General features: G+C 60.6%; 23 protein-coding genes. 9 read left to right on the forward strand and 14 right to left on the reverse strand.

Annotation, left to right across the window (positions count from 1 at the left end; all coding sequences use genetic code 11):
* Positions 1-14 precede the first annotated feature (14 nt).
* Complete coding sequence (gene buk / locus NUW13_12985) at positions 15-1,193, forward strand: butyrate kinase (protein MCR4439930.1); 1,179 nt, start codon at positions 15-17, stop codon at positions 1,191-1,193.
* A gap of 45 nt (positions 1,194-1,238) precedes the next feature.
* Positions 1,239-1,952, forward strand: a complete 714-nt coding sequence (locus NUW13_12990) for a hypothetical protein (GenBank protein ID MCR4439931.1) — start codon at positions 1,239-1,241, stop codon at positions 1,950-1,952.
* A 78-nt stretch (positions 1,953-2,030) separates the two neighbouring features.
* On the opposite strand, the gene NUW13_12995 is transcribed toward NUW13_12990, so the two are convergent.
* From NUW13_12995 to rpsU, 12 genes are all read right to left on the reverse strand, one after another.
* The gene (locus NUW13_12995; protein ID MCR4439932.1) at positions 2,031-2,663 is read right to left on the reverse strand and encodes a hypothetical protein; all 633 of its coding nucleotides are present in this window, start codon (positions 2,661-2,663) and stop codon (positions 2,031-2,033) included.
* 81 nt (positions 2,664-2,744) lie between these two features.
* A complete protein-coding gene (locus NUW13_13000) occupies positions 2,745-3,902 on the reverse strand; it encodes a FlgO family outer membrane protein (protein MCR4439933.1) in 1,158 nt (385 codons plus the stop codon).
* Positions 3,903-4,058: 156 nt separating this feature from the next.
* The gene (locus tag NUW13_13005; GenBank protein ID MCR4439934.1) at positions 4,059-6,779 is read right to left on the reverse strand and encodes a M14 family zinc carboxypeptidase; all 2,721 of its coding nucleotides are present in this window, start codon (positions 6,777-6,779) and stop codon (positions 4,059-4,061) included.
* Positions 6,780-6,813: 34 nt separating this feature from the next.
* Positions 6,814-10,647: a S8 family serine peptidase gene (locus NUW13_13010; protein MCR4439935.1), complete on the reverse strand. Its 3,834-nt coding sequence runs from the start codon at positions 10,645-10,647 to the stop codon at positions 6,814-6,816.
* A gap of 145 nt (positions 10,648-10,792) precedes the next feature.
* Positions 10,793-11,644 carry a hypothetical protein gene (locus NUW13_13015; protein MCR4439936.1) on the reverse strand — a complete coding sequence of 284 codons (852 nt, stop codon included), beginning with the start codon at positions 11,642-11,644 and terminating at the stop codon, positions 10,793-10,795.
* Entirely contained in the window at positions 11,631-12,119 is a 489-nt protein-coding gene (locus tag NUW13_13020; GenBank protein MCR4439937.1) for a hypothetical protein, read from the reverse strand. Before NUW13_13020 ends, NUW13_13015 begins: the two co-directional genes overlap by 14 nt.
* Entirely contained in the window at positions 12,107-12,556 is a 450-nt protein-coding gene (locus tag NUW13_13025; protein MCR4439938.1) for a hypothetical protein, read from the reverse strand. Before NUW13_13025 ends, NUW13_13020 begins: the two co-directional genes overlap by 13 nt.
* 7 nt (positions 12,557-12,563) lie before the next feature.
* A complete protein-coding gene (locus tag NUW13_13030) occupies positions 12,564-13,376 on the reverse strand; it encodes an inositol monophosphatase (protein ID MCR4439939.1) in 813 nt (270 codons plus the stop codon).
* Positions 13,373-15,763 (reverse strand): endonuclease MutS2, encoded by a 2,391-nt coding sequence (locus NUW13_13035; protein ID MCR4439940.1) that lies wholly within the window; start codon positions 15,761-15,763, stop codon positions 13,373-13,375. Before NUW13_13035 ends, NUW13_13030 begins: the two co-directional genes overlap by 4 nt.
* Before the next feature lie 15 nt (positions 15,764-15,778).
* The gene (locus NUW13_13040; protein MCR4439941.1) at positions 15,779-16,432 is read right to left on the reverse strand and encodes a CvpA family protein; all 654 of its coding nucleotides are present in this window, start codon (positions 16,430-16,432) and stop codon (positions 15,779-15,781) included.
* Positions 16,433-16,535: 103 nt separating this feature from the next.
* Entirely contained in the window at positions 16,536-17,042 is a 507-nt protein-coding gene (locus NUW13_13045) for a GatB/YqeY domain-containing protein (GenBank protein ID MCR4439942.1), read from the reverse strand.
* An 83-nt stretch (positions 17,043-17,125) separates the two neighbouring features.
* Complete coding sequence (gene rpsU, locus NUW13_13050) at positions 17,126-17,323, reverse strand: 30S ribosomal protein S21 (protein ID MCR4439943.1); 198 nt, start codon at positions 17,321-17,323, stop codon at positions 17,126-17,128.
* A 215-nt stretch (positions 17,324-17,538) separates the two neighbouring features.
* On the opposite strand from rpsU, the gene NUW13_13055 reads away from it, so the two are divergent.
* From NUW13_13055 to NUW13_13085, 7 genes are all read left to right on the forward strand, one after another.
* Positions 17,539-17,808 (forward strand): hypothetical protein, encoded by a 270-nt coding sequence (locus tag NUW13_13055; protein MCR4439944.1) that lies wholly within the window; start codon positions 17,539-17,541, stop codon positions 17,806-17,808.
* 23 nt (positions 17,809-17,831) lie between these two features.
* Entirely contained in the window at positions 17,832-18,653 is an 822-nt protein-coding gene (locus NUW13_13060; GenBank protein MCR4439945.1) for a rhomboid family intramembrane serine protease, read from the forward strand.
* A gap of 580 nt (positions 18,654-19,233) precedes the next feature.
* Positions 19,234-19,668 (forward strand): T9SS type A sorting domain-containing protein, encoded by a 435-nt coding sequence (locus NUW13_13065; protein ID MCR4439946.1) that lies wholly within the window; start codon positions 19,234-19,236, stop codon positions 19,666-19,668.
* A gap of 419 nt (positions 19,669-20,087) precedes the next feature.
* Positions 20,088-20,504 carry a hypothetical protein gene (locus NUW13_13070; protein ID MCR4439947.1) on the forward strand — a complete coding sequence of 139 codons (417 nt, stop codon included), beginning with the start codon at positions 20,088-20,090 and terminating at the stop codon, positions 20,502-20,504.
* A complete protein-coding gene (locus NUW13_13075) occupies positions 20,453-21,316 on the forward strand; it encodes a hypothetical protein (GenBank protein ID MCR4439948.1) in 864 nt (287 codons plus the stop codon). Before NUW13_13070 ends, NUW13_13075 begins: the two co-directional genes overlap by 52 nt.
* Positions 21,317-21,331: 15 nt before the next feature.
* On the forward strand, positions 21,332-21,928 hold the full coding sequence (locus NUW13_13080; GenBank protein ID MCR4439949.1) for a T9SS type A sorting domain-containing protein: 597 nt from the start codon (positions 21,332-21,334) through the stop codon (positions 21,926-21,928).
* Entirely contained in the window at positions 21,925-23,832 is a 1,908-nt protein-coding gene (locus NUW13_13085; GenBank protein ID MCR4439950.1) for a T9SS type A sorting domain-containing protein, read from the forward strand. The genes NUW13_13080 and NUW13_13085 overlap by 4 nt, the downstream gene beginning before the upstream one ends.
* A 416-nt stretch (positions 23,833-24,248) precedes the next feature.
* Here the strand turns inward: NUW13_13085 and NUW13_13090 are convergent, their stop codons facing one another.
* A complete protein-coding gene (locus NUW13_13090; GenBank protein ID MCR4439951.1) occupies positions 24,249-24,464 on the reverse strand; it encodes a hypothetical protein in 216 nt (71 codons plus the stop codon).
* Positions 24,465-24,474: 10 nt separating this feature from the next.
* A complete protein-coding gene (locus NUW13_13095) occupies positions 24,475-25,140 on the reverse strand; it encodes a transposase (GenBank protein MCR4439952.1) in 666 nt (221 codons plus the stop codon).
* Between the last annotated feature and the right edge of the window lie 198 nt (positions 25,141-25,338).

Raw genomic sequence — 25,338 nt, forward strand, 5'->3', positions numbered from 1 at the left:
AGGCCAACATCCTCATGCTGCTCAAGTCCGGCAAGTGGCAGGCGACCCCGCGTGACCGCTTCTTTCCCGGCTACCGCATCCTGGCCATCAATCCCGGGTCCACTTCGACAAAGGTCGCTTACTTTGAAGGGGACATCGAGGTCTACGCTGGGGAGATAAAACACAGCGCCGAGGAACTGGCGCCGTTTGAGGAAATCACCGAGCAGTACGATTTCCGCAAGAGAGTTATTCTCTCGGAACTGCAAGCCAAGCAGATTGACATCAGCCGCCTGGACGCCGTAGTGGGAAGGGGGGGTCTGATCTGGCCAGTGCCCAGCGGCACCTTTCTGGTCAACGAGTGCATGAAGCAGGACCTGCGCGCCTGCGTACAGGGCAGTCATGCCTCGAACCTCGGCGGACTCATTGCCGCCGAGATCGCCGAAGAGCTGGGGATTCTGGCCTACATTGTCGACCCGGTGGTGGTGGACGAGGTGAGCGAGATCTACAAGATCACCGGCCTGAAGGAGTTGCGGCGCAAAATCATCTCGCACGCGCTAAGCCAGATCGCCACGGCCAAGCGCTATGCAGAGGAGACGGGCCGCTTCTATCGCGAGATCAACGTCATCGTCGCCCACCTTGGAGGCGGCATTAGCATTGGAGCGCACTTCAAGGGGCGCTATGCCGAGGTCAACAACGCGCTGGATGGCGAAGGCCCATTCACCCCGGAGCGGAGTGGGTCACTTCCCGTTGGCCAGCTCATTCAGCTTTGCTACTCGGGAAAGTACACGCTGAAAGAGATGAAGCTGAAGAACAAAGGCCGGGGTGGGCTCATCGACCTGGTGGGAACCTCGGACTTTCGCGAGGTGGAGCGACGCGTGCTGGCCGGCGAGCCTGAGTTTGTGGCAGTGTTCGAGGCGATGGCCTACCAGGTGGCGCGGTGGATCACCTCTCTTCTGCCCGCCTTTGAAGGAGAGCCGGTTGACCAGGTGTTGCTGACCGGAGGGCTCGCCCGGTGCCAGCCCTTTGTAGAGCGCATCAAGCAACGCATTGCGGCGCTCAACGTCGGGGTGACCGTCTACCCTGGAGAGAACGAGATGACCGCCCTCCGCGACGGGGCGCTGCGCGTCCTCATGGGTAAGGAGAAGGTCAAGACCTATTTGGGAAAGCCATCTCCGGCCGAAGAGGCACAGGCTGCGCCGCTGGCGGTGAGCTGAAGGGGGCTGTGTCGCCTGACCCATCAGCAGAACGGAAGAGAGCACGTGAGGAAGATGCAATCGCCGCGTAGAGTCTGGGGCGCGCTTGTCGGATGCCTTTTGCTCTTGCTCGGTGCAACCGCCCCGGTGCACTGCCAGCTGGCAGGAGGCCAGGCCGGAGTGGGTCTGCCGACGGCCAGTTTCGCCAGACCGCCGCATGACGACCCGGTGGCGCAGGGGGCGCAGCCAGGCTTCTGGTTGCAGGCACTCTACCTGCACCCGCTCGGACCGGTTTACCTGCGCACGACCTGTGCCATTGCCTCGTTTGGCGAGAAGGAAAAGACCTTTACCTCAGCAGGGACTATCGCCGGTTTCCGACACGACGTTTTCTCTTTGGGCACTGGCGTGGAGATTGATCCCTGGAGCGAGTCTACGGTGCGGCCTTTTGCGCATGGCGGAGGCGGGCTCTACCTCTACTCTGGACGGGCCGTCGATGTGGGCCGAGGTGGGCAGGACACACCCATCGCCCGCGAGGAGTTCCGCTTCAAGTGGAAGCTGCGCTTCGGCGTTGAGTTCGGTGGGGGCTTCATTGTCCAGCTCGTGCCTGAGCTTGCGCAGCTGCGCCTGAGCCTTGCGTACACCACTGTGTTCAGTGGCGAACTCCGGGGCATGGTGGGCTACGAAGCCGGCGCGCAGCTGTTCGAATACCCCTACCCTTATCCTGCCAAGCGCCTCGACTACCTGCTGCTGGGCTTGGGTCTGGTCTTTCAACTGCAGTGACGCTACGCGGTTCCTAGTCAAAAGCAAGAGGCCGACTGCTGAGGGCAGCCGGCCTCTCGTATGTTCGGCAGTTGGCCGTCAGAACACGATGCCGGCGGTAATACCGACAAAGGTAGTGGCCTCATCCTTAGTAAAAATGTGGCGATAGAGGCCCTGGATGATCAAGTTCATGCTCTCCGAGAGGGGTGTCTCGAAGCCGGCGCCCGCCGCAATGCCGAACTTGTTCTCATCATCCTTGTACGTCTCCTTTTCGGAGTAGTAGCCCGGGATGTCTATCTTGACGGTCATTTCGGTGCCGAGCATGTTGTACGTGCCCTGGCCAAGCAGGAAGAACTGGGTGTGCGCAGTTGCCGGCGTGAGGTAGGGCCGCAGGCCAACGGCGAGCTCGACGATGTGTCCGTTCCCGGTCACGTCGAAATAGTCCCGGTACGGACCGATCGTCGTCTGCAGCTCGTCCAAGAACTTGTCGCCGTTGAAGGAGAACAGTTCATAGGCGGCACCAAAGGTCACGCCCAGCCGCTCCGAGGGGAACATGACGTACTGGCCGTGCAGGCTGTAGCCTACCTTGAAATAGTCCTTGAATTCATCCGGTGCGAGAGGGATTGCTCCCCCCGCGAACAACTCAATCTGGCCGCGACGGGCTTGGGCCAGGGCCTGGCCGGACAGGACAAAAAGCGCCAGGACAAGCAGGACAGTGGTCGTGCGTCTCATAGGTGACCCTCCTTTGGAAGTGAAGCGTTGCGCAGCGTGGGCGGTTCTTGCCGCCCGTGTCAGCTAAACGGGTATTTCTGCCTACTTGGTGATGACCCGGTCACGCAGCGCCGGCGCCCCGGCCTTGGTCTTGGTGACCGTAGCAAGGCTATAGGACTCGAACACATCGGTGACCTGCACCTCGCAGAGCTCGTCGATCATCCTGCCGATCACCTTGCCTGAGACCGGATGCACGATGGGTGCCCCTTCCCGGTAGATGATGCACTTGCGCCCCTTTTTCAAGCCGCTGCTTGAGCTAAGGTCGAGCGTGACGCGGCTGCCATCGATGCCGATGACATAGCCGTTTGCCAGCGGAAAGTCGTCCCGGAACTTGCCAGCCAGCTCGCTGATCATCTGCGACAGGCTCTGCAGGCTGATGCCGGTGACGAAAGCGTCCTTGGCTGAAATGATGGTGGCCGTCTCGGTGTCGATGAGTCGTGCGTCGATAGTCACCGAGTTGCCGCCCTGGGTGATGCTGCCGATCATGACGGCGTCTACGCCGATCCCCTTGCCGATCTGGGCAGCGGTGGAGGCATCCAGCACGCCCGACATGCCCAATTGCTGTTCGGCAAGGATCTTCTCCAATTGCGCCCGCTCAATGACCTTGAAGCGGTTGAGGTTGACCAGCTCGGTGATCACCTTGTCGAGAAGGTCGATTTGACCGAGCTCGCGGCCGATCCCTTTGCTGGCGAATGGCAGAACCGCAATGCTCAGCCGTTCCCCTACTGCCGTGGGTCCGGTCGGCTCGCGTTCTGTGGGCTTGGCAGGCGGCTCTTTGCCCAGCGGGGGTGGTTGTTCGTCAAAGGGGGGCACTTCGCCCTTGGGCGGTGCTTGGCCACGATTGACCAGGTCAAGGAAACGCCGCGCGCGAGGGGTGGGGGCTTGCGACAGAGAGATGTTCAACTCGCGGCGCGCGTTCTCCAAGTCGCCCAGGTAGTAGTAGCAAATCCCTAACTCCCTGTGCGGATAGTACTCGATGAAAGTCGTGCCCTGGGCGCGCTGTTTGGCACTGTCCTTGGCACGAACCTTGAGGGCTTGCTGGAAAAGCTGCACCGCCTCTTGTAGGCGCCCTTCTTGCGCGGCCTGCAACCCCTGCACATAGTCGGCGTGCCATTGGGGAGTTGGTGCGGCGTGGAGGTCGACGAGCAGAAGGACGCTCACAGTCCCCGCCAGCGCTGCAAAGGCAACTCTTCGCTTCATGGTAGGTCCCTCAGAGTTATTGCTCCCGCACTTCCGACGCCAGGACGGACGGAACTGTTTCCGGGCCTGTAAGGTACGCAAATACCGGCCAAATAGCAAGCGATTTTTCCCACGATACAAGTGCCACTCGCGTAGGGCATCCTCTTGCTACCTCTGTCACTGCAGCTTGACCACCTTGCGCACTGCCCGAAAGCCCTGCGTCTCTAGGTGGAGAAGGTAGATGCCAGTGGGCGCAGAAGCTCCCGATTCTGTGTTGCCGTCCCATCGCATCTCGTGATGGCCTGCGGGGAGGTCGCCATCGTAGAGAAGCCGTACAGATTGGCCCAACATGTTTACCACTTTCAGGCGCACTCGACTCTGCCGCGGCACGGCGGCAAGGATGGTGGTGGCCGGATTGAACGGATTTGGGTAGGCCTCTGAAAGCCCAAAAGCTACCGGTGCCCCTACCGGTTCATTCGCCACTGAAGTCGCGCTGACCAGTGCGAACCTGACGTCGTCGATGTACCAGCCGGCCATGTTGACATCCGAGTCCGAGCCGAAGTGGAAGCGTATCTGCACCGTATGACCGATGAAGGGCGTGAGGTCCACAGTTTCCTCGTGCCAAGAGTCGCCAGTACCCGACGGACCGCCGAAGGCAGGCTCTCCGCCCAGCGTGGCATTGTAAGGATTGACGACATTGTCGTATCCGTCTTCAGGGTACGCCAAGGCGAAAGGTCCGCCATCGACAGAGATCTTGATATTGCCGCCGTCCCAGAGCGCGTCGGAGTACTCGAACTCGTACCAGTGCCAAAATCTCAGGGAGGCTGTGCGCAGAGTGGGCGGGAGCTGGACTGGCGGGGTGTCCAGGCGCGAATTGGAGTAGTTGCTGTAATTTCCGGCCAGGTTGGTTGCCCACAGGTGCAGTCCGGAGTGGGCCTGGCGGGGGCCGCTGGTCGGGCGGCCCCACTGCCAATCGCTCCCTGCAGAGGGGGTGAAGTGCCCTTCGCCCTCAAAGTCGAATACCAAGTCCCCGGTCACCCTGAAGGAGAAAAAGCCTGCTGCGGGCAGCATGGCCCGATTTGCGCGCCGGGAGGCGTCTACGGCGACGATGCGGTACTCCCACACATCGCCTTCCGCGCTCTGCTGGGCATCGATCTCCCCGCGATATTGGTCAGGCAGGCCAGTGGTGGTCAGACGGAGCGAATCAAGAGGGCCTCCATTCCGCCGGAATTGCACCCACACGGCCGCAATCCCCGCATTGTCCCTCACTTCGGCAATCACCGGAAAAGAGTGGTCGAATACCGACTTTTCCTGGATTGGGGTGTGGCTAATGCTCGGTGGCACAGTGTCGGGCCGCACGCTGAAGGAGTAGAGCGCCACTGGTGCAGGGCGAGGCGCCCTGCCCACACGCCCATTGCCATCCTGTGCAGAAAGGTAGTAGGAAATGGTGACGTCCGGGCCAAGGCCTGGCAGCTGAGCCGCGTACAGCCCTTGCTCTGCTTGAGGGAGCATGGCCAGCGAGTCGAAGCCAGCTCCGGTGTCCACGGTGAAGTACAGCCACACCGCATCGCTGCGGATGGGAGAGGCTGCGGCGGAACTCAAGGGGATGGCCGGGGAGACCCGCACACTCACCGAGTAGGGCCCGACATCGTCCTCCGTATCCTGCAGGGGCGTGTGCGCGATGATCGGCTCTTCGCCCACCGCATAGCACACGTAGAGGTTGGGGCCAAGGTTTTCCAGGATCTCCTGCGTAATTCTGGAAGTGTCGGGATGGAACTGCACGCCAACCTCGGGGGTGAAGGCAAAAATTTTCTCCTTGGCCGTCTGCTCGCCGTAGAGCCAGTCGTCAGAGTCGCCGTTGGTAATGTAGATCGTGCCCGAAGCGGCATTGCCGGGAGTGTAGTGGTTGTAGGCTACGCAGCTATCAGCCAACGCCCTGAATATCGTCTGGTCCGGGGTGTTCTGCTTCACGTAGCCCCAGGGATAAAGAAACAGCTGGCCATAGCTGTGATACGAGACCGAGATCCTGAAGCGATGCTGCAGGCAAAGGTCACGGATGGCCTGCACCTCCGGCTCCGAAAAGGCAGCCGGCCCACGGTAAGTCGCGTCCGAGGGCACCGGACTCGAGCCCTGGTTGTCATAGCCCCACATGTACCCGTAGTTGCGGTTCAGGTCAACGCCAAAGGAGCCGTCGCCATTGTTCCTTCTATTCTTGCGCCACCAGCGGTCGGTGGTGAAGACATAGGCGTGCCCATCGGGGTTGACCAGCGGCACCAACCAGATTTGGCGATTGTTGACAAGGTAAGTCACGTACGGGTCGGTGCCGTAGTTGGTGAGGAGGTAGTTCATGAAGTAGAGGACGATTTCCGGGGTGATAATTTCCCGGGCATGATGGCACCCCATGATCAGCACCTCTGGCTCCTCCTCCTGTTCTGCCACATTGTCGGAGATCTTTACTGCCCAGATGTCGCGGTCGGCCTTTCCCTGCGTCTTTTCCCAGGAGTCGCCGATGTCAATGACCCGCACTAGGTCGGGGTAGTGGCTCATAGCGGCGTTGAGTTCCGCCACCAGGCGCTCGTAGTTGTGAAAACGGTCAAGGTAGCCCTGGGTGCGCCACTCCCTATCCAAGGCCTCCAGGTCTGGGATTAGGGTTTCCATCTTCAAGCCCAAGCGGGCAAAAGCCGCGCGTTGTTCGGCGGTGGCAATCACCTCTACGTAGCTGCCGTCCCTGGCGCGACCAGCAATATCCGGCGCCAAGGTAGCAAAGGCTTTGAGCCTCAGAGCGTCCTCCTCGGCTACATAGACTCTCACCAGTTGACGTGCTGCACCCAAAAGTAAGCTTGTCCAGGTCATTAGTACGGTGAGCACCATCACAAAAAGGCTTTTCGTGCGACGCATTTCTGCTCCTTCGGCGGTCGTGGTGTGTTGAGCGCTACTGCAACAGGATCATCTTCCGGGTAGCCTGGTAGCGGGGCGTCTCTAAGCGGTACAGGTACAGGCCACTGGGCAGACGCTGACCCGCATCGTCCACCGCCTGCCATTGGCACTTGTGTTCCCCTGCTGGCAGGAAGGTGTCGATGACGGTGGCAACTCGCCGTCCCAGAAGACTGAATACCTGCACTTTGGCAACCGCTGCCTCTGGCAACGAGAAGCGGATCTCGGTGGCCGGATTAAAGGGATTGGGGTGATTTTGGTAGAGGGCGTAGGCGCTAGGTGCTTTCGCAGCCGCAGGCGTTTCCTCCACCTTCACCGTCGGCCCGGTCACTATGCGCACGTCGTCGATGAACCAGCCGCGGAAGAGCGGTCCCTGTGCCGCATCGCTCACGAAGCGGAACCGGACCCGTACGTCACTGCGACCGGGCCCCGTGAACGGGCGCAAAGAACGGTACTCTTCCACCCAGGAGGTACGCACACCGGTCAGGGGGTTTCCCAGCTGCATCCAGGTGTGCCCGCCGTCAGTGGAGACCTCTACATAGCCAAAGTCCTTGTTGAGTTCGATGTAGTATTTTGTCCAGAAATAGAGCGCGGCGCCGGTGGTCTGCGACAGGTCTGCGCCGAAGGCCATGGACAGGCTACCCTCATAGTTGGTCGGGTAGTTTTGGCCGGGACTCTGGTTGGCACTCAGACTTCCTGAGTGTGCGTAAAAGTCATCCAATCCCCAGGAGCCGGAGCTCTCCCAGTCGGCCAGACCACTTTCAAAGTCCTCATAGCCGACCACCAGGGCAAAGGTATCCGAGACGGCGGCGTTGCCGGCAGCGGAGCGGTCGCGCACCAGAAGAGTGTAGTGCACCGTGTCGCCGTAGGTGGCGATGGGCAGCAGTGGCGCGCGCCAAAGATGAGGCACCGCGGTGGGTAGAAGGTTGCTCTTGTGGTTTAGGGTTTTCACCCCGTAGTAGACGCACGCCTGAGTCGTGTCGATGCCCAAATTGTCCGTGAGCACCGCCTGCACCCATGCGGTGTCCGCCGCGTTGAACAGGCGCCGCAGCGGCTGATGGGTGATGGTCGGCGGGATGCGATCTTGCGCCACGCTGTATCGGTACAGCGCAGTGGGCGCCTGGAAGGGAAGGTGCATGCTGTAGTAGGCAGTGCCCACCGAAAAGAAATACTCCACCGTTGCCGTGTCGCCCGGAGCAGGGATTGCCGCCTGGTAGTCTCCGCGCGCCACCTGCTGCATGTCGATGACGTTGAACGTCTCCTGCCCGGCCTTCCGCCAATGGAGCTCAACGCGCGAGAGTCCGGGGAAAAGCCGCTGCATACGCAGGCTCACCACTCGCGTTGCCGTCGGATCCTCAATGTCCGACAACGGGGTGTGCTGCACCGGGGTGAGCCACTCAAGCGCGCGGGCCATCACGGTGTGGCGCAGGGCCGAATAGGAAGTTGGCACCGTTGTGAACGTGGCATCCACTGCCTCGAGGCCGAAGCCAAAGTAGAGACTCCGGTAGTCACCCTGGTAGCGGACGGCCCCCACGCCTCCCGTCTTGTACTGGAAAACCGGAAGGCCACCTCCTATGGGCTCCAGCACCTCAGGATATTGCTCATCAGCCTGTCGGCCCGGCTGGTAGATGGAAAACGCTAACCCGTGGCCAATCGGGTCGCCGGTCACACCAACCACCTGCAGTTGGTGGCTATCGTCGGCGACGTAGCGGGCGTGGAGGAATTGCTCCAGAAAGGTGATGCCTTCGGCACTGTACCATGGGCTGCTGGCGTCAGCTAAGCTGTAGGCCAGGTCCTGGCCGGTAATGAACAGGCTGCCGCCTGCCTCCAGAAAGCTGCGGAGGGCAGCCATATCGATCGAGGTGAGATAAGGGAATGACCATTCGCACACCCAGATCACGATCGGGAACTGGCTGAGGAAACTTTCCGGTGGAGTGCCCAGAAGGCCGTGGTCCCACACGCCGTACGGAACGGCTATGTTGGCCAGAAGCTGCGTGTAAAACTCTGCCGGGTTCACCGCGCTATTCGCCGGGCTCCCCTGGCGATCTTTGGTGTCATCCACCACCAGCACGGGCGTCACTCCGACAAGCACGTGCACCGAGTCGAAGGACGTGGCTCCACCCTCGTACTCGATACCGAGGAGCAAAGTGGCAGTGTGCCCTTGCGCGTTGGGACGCACGCGTGCCACCAGGGGGGTGGACAGCTCCAGGTCCGCGTCTGCGTCCACCGTACCTACGAATACGCGTGGGGTAGGGAAATCAAATGAGGTATCGGCACTGCTCAGCACCAACGAGGCGTTGTTTGCCACCGTCACCGAGTAGTTGCGGATGCGGCCGGTGATGTAAATGAGCTCCCCGTGCTCGAACACTCCGTCGCCGTCGCCGCCGGCCTCGCGGACTATGAGGGTGTCGGTGTGTATTTTTGGCGGTAGCTGCACAGGCTCCGCCTCGGTCACGGCGCGAAGAGCATTGACTCTGCCGCTGCCCAACTGCCCCTCAAATCCCGGGTTGACCCTGTCGACATTGTCGGCGGTGAGGACCACCTGCTGCATGATGCGCAGTGGTGACCACTCAGGGTGCTGGGTGACTAGCAGGCCGCAGGTACCGGAAGCTATGGGCGAGGCCAAAGAACTGCCCGAAGCCAAGCCGTAGCTGCCCGCGCTGCGCGGAACGGTTGAAGAGATATTCAAGCCCGGAGCTGCCACGTCCACGGCCGGGCCGTGTGTACTTCCCACCCACTCGCCACTCTGATAGACCGCGATGCGCTGGTCTCCTGAGCTCAGCCAGGTGACGCTGAGCACGTTGCGGTAGGCGCTCGGGTAGTGCAGCTCGTCGGTGACCGTGTTGCCAGCCGAGGCTACCACCACTGCACCCATCGCGGTGGCCGTGTTGATGATATCTTGCTCGCTGGCCATGGGCTGGCCAAAGCGGCCCCAACTGCAGTTGATGATCCGCGCCCCGGTGCGCGCCGCATAGAGGATGCCCTGGTAGCCAAACGACACAGAGCGGGGGCTGCTGTCGTAGCTTGTCTTAACAGGCATATAGCGACACCCCCAACTGGTGCCGGCAATACCGACCCCGTTATTGGTCACCGCGCAGGCTACCCCGGCGAGCAGGGTGCCGTGGTCGTAGTAGCCTTCGGCGTCTGGAGGGCAGTTGGTGGGATCGGGGTCCTGCTCGGCGATGTCGTAGCCGTAGACGTCGTCAACATAGCCGTTGCCGTCGTCGTCGACGCCGGCTAAACCACGCGCCTCCCTCCAATTGACCCACAGATTTTGCGCCAGGTCGGGATGCTGGTAGTCGACGCCGTTGTCGACAATGGCAATAACTACGCTGCTATCGCCCTTGGCCACATCCCAGGCTTGGGGTGCCTTGATCTTCGGCAGGTACCACTGCTCGCCGAAGCGCGGGTCGTTGGGGGTCTCCTCGATGAAGTGGACAGCTACCGGATCGGCATACTCCAAGTAGGGGCTCGTGCGCAGCTCGGCAGCCACCTCCTCGGGGTCACGCGGCGCGGCAAAGGAAACGCGATAGATGCGCTCGCCGCCGTTCGGCGCATGCTTCAGGCCTTTGAGGAGCTGCTCGACCCTCTGCACGCCAATGCGCGCCAGCTGCTGGTCCACGGCAGGCGCACCCGTCGCCAGGCCATCGCTGAGCAGCACAGGGGCTGCGCCCGGTTTCAACTTGACAATCAATTCGCCAGGAACATACTGGGTCTTCTGAGGACGGTATGCCCTATCTGCCCATGGTCCCCCGTATCCTCCTTGGATGCCAAGAAAGAGAATTGCCACCACCCATGAGCTAAGCAGTAGTCGGCGGAACAGCGCGTGCATGGAGGTCTTCTCCTTTCTTGAGATGGTTTCATTGGTGGACGACTTGCTGAAAGACCCGAAACGCCATCGGTTCATGTGGTGACTTGCCGGGACGTGCCAGCGGCCTGCTTGCAAAGGCATTGCTCTCCCCAGGTGGAGAAAAGCCCTAAGAGCGTATCCTCCAGAGGGGATCGCGGTGGAGGCGACGGTACCGTCGCACCTGCACCACAACTACCCTCACGAGCACCGCCAAGGCGATGAGAGCGATGGCTGCGATGTTCGGCCACAGATAGCGACGCGTGGTCACCTCCATTACCTTCACGGCTTGTCCTTCGCGAAACTCCAAGGGCGAGACGTCCCACACGGCGATTTGTCCTTCCACCCAATCGGCATTGGTCGAAGAAATCGTCCCTGGGAGGCGCACGGCACAGGTGAGTTGACAATCAGGAAAGGTTCTCGCCGCAAGCCTGAGGGCTTCCCTGGCAAGGTCGGCAGAGTCAGCCCTTGTACTGGCCGAAAACCGCCTCCCCAGGTACTGGTAGCGGAGAAAGTCGGGGATGCGATGGGTGTGCAGCTCCTCGCGGTAGTGATAGCGGTACATGACCAGGAGAAAAGTCCTGCGAAAAGCAACCCGATTGGTGACACGCAGGGCCTGCGCCTTGGCTTCGAGGACGCGCCTTTCGGCGGCAAACTCCAACCACTCGCCGTCGGCCACGTGCTGGCTGGCGTCGAAGACGAAATCCGTGCCAATTGCGTTGGGGTTCTTGAGGAGAGCCCGCACCGTCGCCCCCGAGTCGGTGCGGCTCACTTCCCAAGGCTCGCCCGTGGGCATCAAGAAATGTTGCCAGGCCGGACCTGCGTAGTCGATCTGCCGCAGACAGGCTGTTCGCTCGTCAACCACTGTGCGTATCCGGACGTTGAACGCCACGCACCCGGGAAGTAGTGCCATTGCCAGGCAGGCCAATGCCAAAAGCCCACCCGCGCGGCGCCCGAGAGGCGCTCTGCTAAGAGGACTCATGGCCAGTTCCTTCCGGTTGGTGCCGGAGCTTCCTCCAAAGAAAGAGGCCCGCTTCTGTTGCCGCCACGGCAGTGAGCAGAAAAGGCACTGCGCGCAGGGATTCCTCCGGCCAGAAGAGGCCAAGGGCAAAGCTCTTCCAACTGAAAGGGAAGAGACAGTAGTAGCCGCTCCCCAACTGTCGCTGGAGAAGGTCCAGGGCGAAATGCAGCGTTACCCCTGCGAAGAGGCCCGCCATGACACGGCGTCGAATCTCTTCTGCGCACAGCTCAGCAAACAGGAGGATAACAACGGAGGTAGCCACCGGCGTGTGCAGGCTGTACACGACGTAGTAGGCGGGTGGATGCAGGATGTAAAGCGGTCGCGTCAGCAGATCGGGAAGCAGCGCGCCCACGTACAATGGCACGCGTGCGCTGCCCAGGCGAACCGGGCGACTCACCAAGTGCGTGAAGGCCAAATGGGTCGTCAGGTCTGGCATTGTCTTCTCTCCACAAAGCAGAGCCGTTTGCGGTCGAACCGGTAGCTGCGGACAACAAGGACGGCAACCAGCAGTGCGGGCAGTAGGGAGATAGCCAGCTTCGCACGACGCTTTTTCGCCACATAGAGGCGCTGCAGGGTCAAGTGCCCATCCTTGTGGAACTGAGCCTGCAAGCGCACAAAGTCGCCCACTCGCGCGTCTCCGGGATCGCCCTGTACGCGCACGAGCCGGCCCATCTGCCGGACCACGAATCCATCCTCGAGGATTTGCCCCACCGTCGCCTCGGTGCCCACCGTGATCGACACGCCGTCGAAGCGCTCCGGGTCACGCAGGCAGTCGACCAGCCGCACTTCCGGGTAGGCGCGGTAGCCGTAATAGGTCAGCGTGGCGAGCAGGCAGAGGAGCAGCACGACTGTCACAAGGCGACGTGGGTGCACAGGTAGATTACCCGGAGTTCTTTCTACCAAAAACCGCGGTGATTACCTCCATCATGAGCGGATGGATGTGTCCATTGGAAGCGACGACGTTGCCCTTCCACCCGGCCGAAGGGGCGCCGGCAAAGTCAGTCACCCGTCCTCCGGCTTCTTCGATGAGCAGCTCTCCTGCGGCAATGTCCCAGGGCGACAGGCCCAGCTCCCAGAATCCCTCGCAACGCCCGCAGGCCACATAGGCCAGGTCCAGCGCGGCTGAGCCGGCTCGCCTGATGCCGCTGACTCGCTCGAAGAGCGCCGAAAAGGAGCGGAGGTAGAGCTCCAAGAGGTGCTTGGCGCGGAAAGGGAATCCCGTGGCCAGAAGGCAGCGCGCCGGGTCACTGATGGATGAGACGCGAATTGGCGCACCGTTAAGATAGGCCCCGCGGCCACGCTCGCCAAGGAACAACTCCTCTCGCACCGGATCGACGATGGCGCCTGCGATCACCTGGCCGGCCCGTTCAATAGCCACCGACACCGAAAACATCGGGTAGCCGTGCAGGAAATTGGTGGTCCCGTCCAGGGGGTCGATAATCCAACGATTGCCGTCTCCGGCTTCTTGCCGGGTTTCCTCCTCGGCATAGATTGTGTCAGCCGGAAAGTGCTTGGTGATGAACGCGGCCATCGCCTGTTCGGACGCGCAGTCGGCAGCCGAGACGAAATCAAAAGGTCGCTTGGCAGTTGCCTGGGCGATGGTGGCCTGGCCGAGATAGCGTTTGAGTGTGGTAGCGCCGATCCTTGCCACCTCTGCCGCTGCTTGCGCCAAATCGGAGAGCCTGCTTGTCATGACTCCGTCCTCAGTTCTGCGATGGTCACGCCGCTGCCACCTTCGTTCCAAGCCCCGAGCCGCATTTCCTTGATGAGCGGGTGGGTGCGCAGGTACTCGCCGACGTTCTTGCGCAGCGTGCCCGTGCCTTTGCCATGGATCACTCTTACACTGTGCAGGCCGGTGAGCGCCGCGGTGTCCAAAAACTTGCCTAACTGTTCGATCGCTTCCTGGCTACTTAGGCCGCGCAGGTCGATCTCATCGCCGGCCGAGGCGGGACTGGTCACCTGATAGGTGACGCCTCCCCTATTGGGCCCCGGCTTGTCGGCAACTTTGGTGAGCTCGTCGAGATGAACCCATGTGGAGAGACTACCGGCCCGCAGCAGTACCTTTCCGCTGTCGTCTGCTTGCGAAGCAACCACGCCCATGGTGCCGTAGCGATTCCAGAGCACCGTGTCGCCCTTGCGAATGGGGCCTGGCGCGGTTTCCAGCCGGGCAGGGGGCTCCGGGAGGGGCTCGGCCGCCTGCGCCGCCAACTCTTCCACCTCCGCTCGTTGCGCGGCGATGATGTCCTTGGCCGCGTGAATGGCCTCCCGAGAGGCCTGCTGCTCGCGAATCTCACGAATGGCCTGCTCGACGGCCGCGTTGGCGCGCCGGAGCACTTGCTCGGCTCGCTCGGCTGCCTCTTTCTGCAGCGCGCCCGTCTGGCGGGCAAGGTCGGTACTCCGCTGCCGGTAGTCGCTCAGCAAGGCGGTCAATTGCCGGTCCTTCGCCTCGACCCCTGCCAGCAGCCTCCGGTACCGCAGCAATGTCTCTTCCAGCTCGGCGATTAGCCCCTCTACGGTGTTCTTCTGCGGTCCAACCAGCTCTCTGGCGCGCTCCAGCACCTCGGCGGGCAGCCCCAAGCGATGGGCGATCTGGAAGGCGTAGCTGGAACCCGGTATCCCTACGCGAAAGCGGTAGGTGGGGCGCAACGTCTCCGGGTCAAATTCCATGGAGCCGTTTGCCACGCCAGGCGTGCGGAAGGCAAATGCCTTCAGGGCGCCATGGTGGGTAGTCACTACCGTCCGACAGCCTCGCCTGGTGAGCAGCTCAAGGACGCTCATCGCCAGCGCCACCCCTTCTTCCGGATCGGTGCCTGCCCCGATTTCATCGATGAGCACCAGGCTCGACGAATCGGCCTCTTGCACAATTGCCCGGATGTTGGCCACATGGGAGGAAAACGTCGACAAGTCCTGCTCGATGGACTGCTCGTCGCCGATGTCGGCAAAAAAGGACGAAAACAGCGCAAAGTCCGAGTCCGGGCTCGCCGGGACGTGCAGTCCGCTCTGCGCCATAAGCGTAAGCAGGCCGACAGTCTTGAGCGCCACGGTCTTGCCGCCGGCATTGGGCCCGCTGATGACCAGGGTGGTGAACTGCTCGCCGAGGGTGAGGTCCAGGGGGACGACCTCCTGGTGCCCCTGCTTCAGGACGAGAAGGGGGTGCCTTCCCTGCTGGATGCGCACTATGCCGCGCTCGTTGAGGGCAGGCTGGCTTGCCTGCAGTCTCTGCGAAAAGAGCGCCTTCGCATTGACAAAGTCCAACTCGGCTAAGGTATCCATGTCGCGCAGGAGGTCTTCGGCGCGGCTGCCCACCAGGGCGGTGAGACGACGCAGGACTTTCTCTTCCTCTTCTGCCTCCTTTAGGCGGAGCTCACGGACCAGGTTGTTCACCTCGAACGTCTCGATCGGTTCAATGAACAGGCTGGCGCCGCTGGCGGAACGCCCGTGGACAAACCCCTTCACTCTGCTGCGTAGCTCCTCCCTGACCACCAGCACGAGCCGGCCGTCGCGCAGGGTGCTCCCCTGTTCTTGCAGTGCCCCTTGGGCAGCGACGCGCCGCAGCACCTGTTCGAGGAGCTGCCGAGCCCGCTCCTGTTGGCGGACGATTTCCCGCCTGAGGCGGGCCAGCTCAGGACTGGCAACGTCGCGAATGGAGGCTGTCTGCGGATCGATGCAGCGCCGCAGCTCCGCTTCGATCTGGCGAAAGTCCCCCAATCCGGCGAGCAGCTCCTCAAGGAGGGGATAGCGGCCAGCACGCGCCTTGTGAAAGTCGCGGAGGCGCCTGATGACCTCCAGAGTCCTGAGCACGCGCACGCACTCTTCGGCGCTCAGCATGCTGCCGACGACAGCGGCCTTGCGCAGTTGCACGCGGATGTCCTGCAGCCCTGCCAGTGGAAGGGTCGTGTCGGTTTCCAGGAGGCCGCGTACTTCGCTCACTAAGCTCAGTGCGTGCTGCGCCCGGTCGCGGGTAAGAAACGGGCGCAAGCCTTGAATACGCTCGCGCCCTAACTCGCAGATGCTCAGTGCGCTGAGGTGATTGAGGACCTTGTCATACTCAAGCAGAGTGCGGACTTTGTCGGAGAGCATAGGCGACAAGAATGGTCAGGGGCGTCCGCGCTCGCCACCCCCAGAGCTCGTGGACCGCGTCGGGCGTTTCTTTGCCGGCGAGGGTGCTGACTGGAACGGCTGCTTTGCCTGCTCGACTACGGAAGTGGCCCCTGTCCGCTCGATCCTTTCCACCATGGTGCCCTTCAGCTGGGCAAAGGTCCTCTCTATGGGAAACATGCGGCGGGCAGCGTCGAAGAGCGCCGGGGCCACGCGTTCTGTGGGATGATAAAGCTGCGAACGTTCGATGTCTTGTTCCACCGCAGGTGCCAAGGGCGTGAGCGAAAAGAGGAAGATGAGGATGCTGGCGACCACTACTCCTTCCACGACTCCTAAGAGGAGCCCGCCGAGCTTATCCAACCACTTGATGGCCATAGGCGAGAGCACCTTCTCCAGGGCGCTCTTGAAGATGTGGAAAAACATCCACACCCCGCCGAAGACTAAGGCGAAGCCAGCAAAGACAGCAAGGAGCTCGGGCAGGTGGAATCGTCTGGCAAAGACGCGACCCGCGTCCGGACCGAAGCGCACCGCCATCACCAGCGCCGCGGCGATGCCGATCAAGCCCACCACCTCTGCCAAGAGACCCTTGCGCCACCCCACGAAGATGAAGATCAAGATGATGGTCAGGATGGTGATGTCAAAGTAGTTCATGACTGCCCACCTCCTCCCCTCCGGCGCGCCCAGAAAGAGAAGAGTGAACTACGACGCCGCCAGAGCTCCGCGTGTTCACTCTCCATGCCCGCCGCGGGTGCGGCTAACTCAACCGGCGCCGTGCCAGCTCCTGAACCAGCTTGCCGTCGGCGCGGCCCCGTAACCGTCGCATGGCTTCCGCCATGACCCTGCCCAAGTCTTTCATGCCCGCAGCTCCTAACTGGGAGATAATGGCTGCCAGCTCCTGGTCGATCTCTTCGGCGGAGAGCTGCTTGGGCATGTACGACTGAATCACCGCCAACTGTTCTTCTTCGCGTTGCAGGAGGTCTTTCCTCCCCGCCGCGGCAAAGGCCTCAATTGACTCCTTCTGCTTCTTCACGGCGCTGCTGAGGACCTGCAGTTCCTCCTCCGGCGACAGGCCACCTCCCTTGGCTATGTCAGCATCTTTCAATTGCGCGCGCAGGAGGCGGATGGCTGCCAGACGCTCTTTCTGCCCGGCTTTCAGTGCCGCCTTCATGTCGTCAAGGAGTCTTTGCTGCAGGCTCAAGGAGATACTCCTCTCGATGTCGCTTTCTGATGGTGCGCCCCCTCCGCTTTGGCCGCCAGTCATTGGCCTCCCGCGGAAAGTCCCGCCGAAAAAGACCCCGCCTTGGCGCCGCTAAAGTCGGCGGCAAGGCGAGGTGAGGCTTCATTTCAGCGGTTTTCCATGAGCATCAGCTTGCGCTGTTTACGCTTGGCCGCGTTGAGTTTGCGCTTGCGCCTCTCGCTTGGCTTCTCGAAGTGCTGGTGCTTCTTGATATCTGCCATCAGCCCAGCCTTCTCGCAAGCCTTGGTGAATCTCTTTAGGGCTTTCTCAAAACTCTCGCCCTCGCGGACTCGCACTTTCGGCATTCAGCGCCCGACCTCCTTTCTGTTGTAGGCTCTTCTGTTTGCTTGTAATATAGGGAAATTCGCCTTCAAATGCAAGGCAATTTTCCGGTTTTACAACAGCTTGTTCCTTAGCCTTGTAAGGAGAACCACATTTTGCCTTGCATTCTTCGCCACGATTTCCTATATTGCCAAGGAGCTGAAGGAAGACCCGCAGATGCGAACTGGAGGTGGATAGCTTGCACCGCGAGCGTGCTGCCAGACTGCGAGCCACGGCTGCGGTGGCCGGGTGGCTGCTGTCTCGGCTCGTTTATGGCTTTGAGCTTTCCCGCCTGACCATCTTCCGCGTGAGGCCCACGGCTCGCGTGCAATGGGTGCGGAAGGCGCAGAGTCGCTGGGGGGTCTGCCGATGGTTCTTCGCGCCTGAGCAGACCTACTGCCTGAGCGCGGGCAGCAAGGGCGACCGCCAGGTAGTGGTGGCGCAGCTGCCGCCCCTCTCCCGCAACTGAGGGCACAAAATGCCAGGAGGACAGTGGCTAAGCACGGCGAAAGACATGCAATCCTCTGCCCCGCATGTGGCAAGCTGGTGAGCGCCGAGGCCGAGGTCTGTATCCACTGCGGCTATAGCCGGCCGGGAAAGTTGGGCTTCCACTCCGTGGTGCGTCGACTGGGTGGCCGAGGGGTGCGGGCCGTGCCGATGCTGGTGGCGCTGTGCGTGGTGCTCTACGTGGTGAGCCTGCTGCTCGACCTGCGCGCGGTGGCGCAGCCGCATGGCGTGACCGGGCTGCTGGCGCCGAGCATGCGGAGTCTGGCGCGTCTGGGCATGACCGGCGCGGCGGCGCTCTTTGCCGGGAGGTGGTGGACGCTCATCACTGCGATCTATCTGCATGGCAACCTCCTGCACCTGCTTTTCAACGTGCTGTGGATCCGGCAGTTGGGGCCCGCTGTCGAGGAGCTTTTCGGCACGCCGCGCCTGTTGCTCATCTTCACGCTCTCCGGGGCCGCAGGCATGCTTTTCTCCGGACTGTTGGGCGTGGGCTTCACCATAGGCGCTTCGGGCGCCATCTTTGGGCTCATGGGCGCGCTGATCAGTTACGGCCGCATGCATGGGGGACTCATGGGGTCACTCTTGTCCCGCCAGCTCTTGCTCTGGGCAGTGGTACTGCTGGCCATGGGCTTTCTGATGCCTGGCGTGAACAATGTTGCCCACCTGGTGGGCTTTGCAAGTGGGTTTCTCCTTGCCCAGCTCCTCGGGTATGGCGAACGGCGCGGCAGCTCGTTGCGACTGCAGCTTGCGGCGGCAGCTACCGCGACGCTGACATTGCTCTGCTTTGTCCTTGCCCTCCTTGCCTGAAGGGGGCCTTGGAGAAGATGTTTTCATCACCCATGCGGCCAGGTGGCGCCTTCTTGCTGGCTGTTTCTGAGCCGTCCAATGCTGCGGGGTGGCCGCATTCCGTGAGTGAAGTGCAGGGTTGTACGCCTCAGTGCAGCAAAGACTCGCTATGCTGCAAAAGAACAGGCCGCACGCGGCACTGCTCTTGAGGTTGTCGGTACGCGGCGGGGTCCTGCGCAAGCAGCGCGGGTGGCGTCCGCGCGGGCCGACCCCCGGGTGGTTCTCGCAGGGCCGAGGAGTGGATGCGGCAGGAAGCCAGTGTGGCTGGACAACCTCCCGGAGGTCTTGCTCGGGGGGCTTTTTCCCTGGCTCCGCGGGACAGTCGGTCCCGCACCGGGGGCGGCGGCCACAACGCGGACATACCCTATGCTTGCCGGGGGTGCTCAAGGTGTGTGGTCAGTCCCTTCAGGCCACCAGTGACGCTTGCGACAAAATGATCCTTGATTCCCCAAGTCCACTTTACTATCTTTTCCATCGGCATGAGAGACCTCTTCGTAGCTCTGGGTACTGCGAAACGGCCCAAAAGTTACGAATATCTCTCATGCCCTTCAAGTATTTACCTCAACCCCACGCTGCACAAGTTCTGGAGAGGAGCCAGATATTTAAGAGTGTCGCACTGCGCGACTCCCTTGGCAACGACCGTCCTGCTCTGGCAACATGGCTCTCGTACTGTTCTGCTGCGACAGGAACAAGCAGCTCCTCTTCACCAATTGCAGGATATAGTTTGCAGCAGAACTACCCCAACCCATTCAATCCAACAACCACCATTCGCTTTTCCCTTCCGCAGCGCTCGCAGGTAACGCTGAAAGTCTTCGATGTCCTTGGCAAAGAAGTGGCGGCATTGGCAAATGGCGAACTTAACGCAGGTGAACATTCAGTTGTCTATGATGCTAAAGGTCTGCCGAGCGGTGTGTATTTCTACCGCTTGCAAGCAGGTAGTTTTGTTCAACAAAGAAAAATGGAGATGATAAAATGAAGAGGTTGTCTGTACTGTTCGCAATTGCATTGTGCATGGTGTCCGGCACGTGTGTGGGATCGCAGGACAGTCTGATCGCTCCACGGTCTTGTCGAACACCAGGGGAGGTAACATCGCGTCTACCTGCTTCTGGTGGCCACCCACCGGCGTCACCATTCGCTGACGCCTACGTAAAGCCTCACCCCCACCCTAACGCCAGTCTCCTCCACTATCCCCGCCTCCATGCTAACTTTTTCAGCCGCGCCCCTGAAAACGAGGCCGCCTACGAGGCCCTCGGCCTCTACGGCGCCGTCACCACCGGCGCCATCTTCTCCGACGGCCGGGAAGGGGGCTACGATCTCGGCCTACGCTAGGGCGTCGGTTCCTGGTCTGAGACGACCTACAACCTCAGCAACCCCGACCGCAGCCCCCTCTCCCAGGTGATCGTTTACGAAGCCAAGAAGCGCAACCCGGACCTGACCACCTTCGCCCATCGCGGCCTGCAGCACATCGAGGCCTGGCATTTCGGTTACGGCACGAACAGCCCGGAGCGCTGGTTCATTGACCGCCTCAGCCCCCGCTGGTTCGCCTACACGCCGCTGATTGAGCTGCAGGAGCCGGTGACGCGCACCTCGCAGCTCACCTTCCGGTTCCGCCCCGAGGACGTGCAGCGCTGGCGCGACTGGGGCATGCGTGGGGGGAGGAGCTGGGCTTCAGCCACTGGCGTCCTGCGAACCGCTACGATTGGTACTACCTCAGCTTCTTCGATAACGAGGCTGGTGCGGGCCGGGGCACGGTGGAGATCATGGCCATCCAGCGCCTGGACGGCCAGACGGGCGAGGTCACGGTGGCGGTGAAACTGGTGGACGGTGTACCGCGACGCACCATCTACGGCCGACCCCAGCGTTACCCCGCCGGCAGCCGCGCCGGCATCGTCCCTCACTCTTCAGAAAGTTTCGGCTCACCGGCCTTCCTCATGAACCGCTTTTGCCTCGATGGCTATCCCGACGGCTGCGAAGAAACGGTGGTGGATGGTGTGGATTGGGTCGATGCGGCGGTGGAATACGTGCGGGAAATCCTGCCGACCTCGCGCTATCCCCTGGGCGCGCCCGATGAGACCTGGCTGGTGGACGGGGTGCTCATGGATGCCGACGACGAGGACTGGAAACCCTACGGCTTTCGCCTGGCCTATCCCGTCTACCATCTTGACCTGAACTTGGATGGGGAAGTGGACGATCTGGATTCCGTTGAGGCGCGTATGCCCACGGTCTACGAGGAGTACGCCCGCCGGCTGAAAGAGGCTGCCGCCGCCATGGGCCGAGACATCTATGTCATCATTAATGGACATCTCGCCGGCTTCCCGCGGCCGTACCACAACGGTCGGTACTTCGAGGATTTCAACGGCGGCTTCCAGGAATCGTATCCCCAGGCGGTTCGGCAGTACCTGGACCTCTTCACGCCGGGCAACCTGGCCGAGCCCATCTACGGGCTGGTCACGGAACGGGACCGCAACGCACTGTACGAGCACAACTTCGCCGAGCACCGCCACATCCTGGCCCTGACCCTGGTGTTGGGGGAAGGCTTCTACGGCCACACCGGGGCATACGACTCCCGCATTCTGGCGCTATACGAGGACCCCTCGGGGTGGACCGGCCAGCCCGAGGACTGATTCGACGAGTACAGCGTGGATCCCTACGGCTACGCGGCGGACCACCCGCTGTACACGGGCAGCGGCCGCGGCGACTACCTGGGCTGGCTGGGGGCGGCTCTCGGCCCCGGCTACGAGGTACCCGGCGTGCCCGGCGTCTACCGCCGCGACTTCGAGCACGGTGCCGCCATCTACAGCTACCAGGGCGGCACCATCGCCCTCGACCCGTCCCTGCGCCGCATCTGCGGGGTGGATCCGGGCAACGACGGCTCCCTGGTCACCCAGATCACCCTGGCGCCCAGGAGTGGGATCATCCTGCGGCGGGATGAGAATACCACGGGGGTCCGTGGAACATTTGAGAAAATTCCAAGTTCGTTCAACCTTTACCAGAACTATCCCAACCCCTTCAACCCAACAACCCCAATCCGCTTCTCACTTCCACAGCGCTCGCACGTCACGCTCAAAGTCTTCGATGTGCTCGGCAGAGAAGTGACAACGCTGGTGGATGAAGAGTTAAGCGCAGGCGAGCATTCGGTGGTATTCAATGCGAAGGATTTGTCAAGTGGCGTGTACTTATGCCGATTGACCGCCGAAACATTTGTTCAACAAAAAAAGATGATGGTGATGCGATGAAGAAAGAGAAGCAAATACTTTCAAGAATCTTTTTTATCTTGTTGTTGCTCTTTGCCGCCGTTCGACAAACGGATGCGCAGGAGAGTACCTATACAGAGTCACAGGGCAGTTTGATCACCCCACAGTTCTTCGGCATTGACCCTTACGGTGGTAAAGACCCTGGTTGGCCCCAGTTCTTTGAGCTCCTTAACGAAGATAGCCTCAACTTTGGGCTTGTGGGATTCGGTATCGGTTGGGAGAGAATTGAGCCTGCTCCTCCACAAGGAGGGGTTCACTCTTACGACTGGTCATCCCTAGATGAGCGTATGCAAATTGTTGTCAAATCGGGGCGGATGGCTGATTTGGATATCCTCTGTCGAAGTGACTGGGCTACAGTAGTTCCTTCTTCACAGATAGAAAGACCCCTCGGCATGAGCCCACCGAAGGAAGACGCCAACAGCGACACCACTTGGGGGATGACTGCCTATCAGGCTTGGAGTGATTTCGTTTTCAATCTTGTGGAGCGCTACGATAGCGACGGCATAGATGATGCCCCTGGAATTACCCGTCCGGCTCTTCGGTATCTTCATTTAGGGAATGAGCCTGAAGCCCCCGACCATTTTCTGGCATACGGCGGATCACCGGAACTGTATGACCGGATGCTCGCTGTCACTTATGAAGCAGCGAAGAGGGCAAATCCCAATATTTTGGTCGTCCGAGGGAGATCAAATCCCGGCAATATCTTCGACGACAATCCCGACGAAGTAACTCTTCGCGCGCGAAGCGGCGATTACCTCGATTTCCTCACCACCAGTCTCCGCTTAGGCAGTGAACATTTCGATGTATTCGCCATCAACTTCAACGATCACTACACCGGTCTTTTTCCCTTTGTTCGCTGGCTGAAGACGGAGATGGCCAAGAACGGTTACACCAAGCCCCTTCTGGTTGCTGCTGCCCGCACTACGTTGTGCCCCCGGGATAACGACGCTCCCGTTCATATCCTGCCTCCGCGTTATCCACCCGGTTTCATGGAGAGCCTGAGGGATACGTCTCATCCCCAACACATCGCCAATCGTACACTTTATCACGCTGATGAAGTGCGCCAGAGCCTGCGCAAGATGGTCGTGGCACTGGCTTCGGGGCAAGAAGCCATTTCCCTCCAGCCAGGAATAGGACCAGTTATTCATCCAAGAGCAATATGGCGGGATGCCGGACTGATCGATGCGCAGGTTTATCGGGCGACTGGGGACCTGCGTAAGGCGCGCAAACCTGTCTATTACGCCGCAAGACAACTGATGGATGTGCTGATCGGTGCTGACAAGCAGGTGAAGATTCTTGACCTCGGCGCAGATGTCTTCGCCTATCAGATTACAAAGCAGGGGAAGAACTTCTTCTTACTCTGGCATGAAGATCCCTTTGATGTGGATAGTCAAGGATTGGTGCGACGGGGTCAAAAGGTAGCAGTTGATCTGACGCCCTTTGTCTCAACTCCTCAGGTACGTGTGAAATATTTTGTCATTGAACTAGACTCAAACTATGCACCAATTTATCCATCTGATGTCATAGTCTCGGCTAACGGAGTGGTTATCGATGAGACTCCCTTGCTGGTTGAATCGCTAAACCCAACCTCGGTTGAAGACAAGCGCGAAAATATCCCGCAAAGATTTCTACTGTATCAGAATTACCCCAATCCTTTCAATCCACAGACTACGATTTGTTTCTATCTTCTGCGACGCGAACATGTAACTTTGAAAGTCTTTGATGTGCTCGGGCGTGAGGTGGCAACACTGGTGGATGGAGAAGTAAACGCAGGAGATCACGCGGTTCTCTTCTATGCCAAAGATTTGCCAAGCGGAATCTATTTCTATCGTTTGACTACTAGATCATTTTCACAAACAAAACTAATGGAGGTAGCAAAACTTTAGCTTTGCACAAATCACGTGGCATAGTGCATGAGAGTAGACCTCAGCCTTGCACTGCTGTATGGAACCAACAGAAGGTGAACTGGAAGCGATTGTTGCTTAATTCTACTGTCTCTGATGGTCTCTCCTACAGCGCGTGCTCAGGCCGCATGGCGCAATAGCTGCCGGATGGCTTTGGATTTTACGGCGTTTGCCGAGGCCTGCGATAAGATGCTGAAAATCGTTGCCGCCCGTGTGCGGCAGCGGAGTTGCTAAATCATGTCGGCCATCCTGGGTGTGGTCTTCTTGCGATACCAAGGAACCGGGTCCCAGAATTCCGGCCACGCCTGCAATGCCTCCTGGTAACTCCAGAGCATGAGCAGTGTGGTTGCCACACAGGTTAGGGGAACTGAGCGGGTCACGGCTACGTTGACCGGGCATTACCACTGCTCTAACCCCAGATGTTCTTTGGCGTCGCGGAAGAGGGTTTCCAGACTGCAGCGCGCCGCGATCCGGGTCAGGATGTCCTCAACCGACAGCGACCCGTCGGTTGAGAAGGAGGCAGGTTTCTTTCCCTTCTGGTAGTAGACGATCAGCACCTGCACCATCTGGCTGGCCGGTTTCCATGGGGCGGAGACTCGTTTGATGCGCAGCACCCGTTGTTTGCTATAAAGGTGAAGACGATACTGGTGAAAGTCGTTGCTGGTGGTGGCTAGAGTCGGAAGTGACGGCAGAGGTGCTCCAGAGTCTCTGGGACGGCCCCGCCCGGGGGGGGCGTCGGGCGGTGGGAGCCTCATCCAGGACGGCGTTCTTTTGCAGGCGGCTGATGAGTGTAACCCCTTTGGCACTAAAGGTGCGCATAAGGGACCCTTTGGCAAATGCACCATCAACGACAAGGACAAATGGCTGTATCAAAAAGGTCTTTACCCGCCGGACCATGTCGGCAGCGATCTCCCCACGGCTGTGAGAGCTGACCCCGTCGGGAAGGTAGCTGTCTGGTACAACTAACCCCGCCATAAACGGCACACACGGCCACTTCTGCAACAGTGTGGCGTACAAGAGCACTCCCATGATGATCCACTCGTGGCCCCAGATGTAGGAGGCCAGATTGCGTTTCCTGGCGTAATTGAAATGAAAACTCCAGCCCAACATCGTTCGTCCGAATTTGCGGACCAGTGTACTATCCAGACTGAAGGTGAGTGGCCTGCGAAGAGCGAGCACCCGAACTACTACCACCAGGAGGGTCAACGCCAGCTGCCAGACGTCCCGGCGATATTGGCTAACGGTGAGATGCACGTTCGAGAAATGGCGTTCGAGATTGGCCAGTCGCACCGCGTGGTTACTACCTTCTTCTCCTGTCCAACAAGATGACGGCAATGAGTGCCTGAAAGTAACGAAAGATCGGAGCAGTGAACTCCTCCTGCAACTCCGAAACTGACCTGGCCAGGCAAGAGCTTCCCAGTGGTGTCGTGGTGGGGCTGGTGGAGGAGTTGGGCGGGGGTGAGGGCAGGTCTTGCCTCATGGGGCAGT

It is taken from the genome of candidate division KSB1 bacterium (genome assembly GCA_024655945.1).
Lineage (GTDB): Bacteria > Zhuqueibacterota > Zhuqueibacteria > JANLFK01 > Oleimicrobiaceae > Oleimicrobium.